Source organism: Streptomyces sp. NPDC088252 (genome assembly GCF_044740965.1).
GTDB lineage: Bacteria > Actinomycetota > Actinomycetes > Streptomycetales > Streptomycetaceae > Streptomyces.
The window spans coordinates 1-1,160 of sequence record NZ_JBIURS010000076.1; the positions used below are offsets into that span (position 1 = coordinate 1).

At 69.6% G+C, this 1,160-nt stretch carries 1 protein-coding gene; it reads right to left on the reverse strand.

Annotation, left to right across the window (positions count from 1 at the left end):
* The coding region (locus ACIOHC_RS43850) for a hypothetical protein (RefSeq protein ID WP_401847058.1) at positions 1-1,135 on the reverse strand (1,135 nt) is incomplete at its 3' end.
* Positions 1,136-1,160 lie beyond the last annotated feature (25 nt).

A 1,160-nucleotide genomic window follows, 5' to 3' on the forward strand; every position in this document is an offset into this window, starting at 1 on the left:
CACGCTCGCCCAGGACCGGCAGTTCGTCGAGGTTCAGCCCCAGCCCGTGCAGCCGCTCCAACAGCCCCCGCACGAACCGCACCTCGGACTCGGATTCGTCCTGCAAAGCCTCGGTATTGACGCCCTGGCCCTCCAGCAACGGCTGGAGGGCCTCCTCCATCCAGGTCTGCGGCTCCTGCCCGCGGCGCAGGCTGTTCAGCAAGGACTCGCGCACCACCCGCAGGAGGTGCAACTGCCCTTCCAGCTGCAAGGCGTAGGCCAGCCGGAGCAGGAACGGTCCCATCGACGGCGCAAGCCCGGCGCCCTCTGCCGCCGCCCGCATCTCATCCTCGGGCAGGCGCTCCTGGAACACGACGAGGGCGGCCAGATCCATCAGGTCGGCGGTGCCGGCCTGATGGAGCGGCACACCGTCGGAGCCGAGCCCCGGGACATGGAGGCCCACGGGCTCCGTGCTGATGGCGCGCAGGTAACCCATCATCCGAACCGGCGTCACACCATATGCACGAAGCTGACGGTACTGCTCGACGCTGTGGGCCATCATGCCGGACACCCGCGCTTCGAGGTCATCCAGCACCCTGGACGGGTCAGGGCGCTGCCCCGGCTCCGACCAGACCGTCCGGCCCTGTTGTGCGAACTGCTCGAACCGCCCGGCAAGGTCGGTCAGATGCCTGACGGCGGCCTCGGGCTCCAGACCACGCAGCTCCGACAGCGTCCGCCCGCTCCCGATCGGCCCCCCAGCCCGGATGTCAGCCCAGTGCAGGACCTGGATCAGCCGGGCAGGCGACAGCCAGGGCGCGTGCGGCCCCGTGGGGCCGCCGAAGCCACGCTCACCGAACACAACCGCCATGCGGTACAGCCAATCGCGCCCGCCCGAGGTCAGCGCACCCACGACAGCGGCCGCATCAGCGAACACATCCTCAACGGGCCGGCCCTCCGGCACATTGAAGAGCGTCCGGAAGCGTTCGCTGCTCACACGCTCGAAGAAGTCGTGGAAGCGCTCCACCGTGCCCGCGGCGCCGGGGCCGACCGGAAAGTCCTCATGCACGGTCCTTCCCGTGACGAGCTGGAACTCCCCGGCCAAGTCCTCCACAGCACCATGCGCGTCCACGAAGCTCATCTGGCGCAGGTCCGACACGCTGTGCCTGCCACGGAAGTTGGCA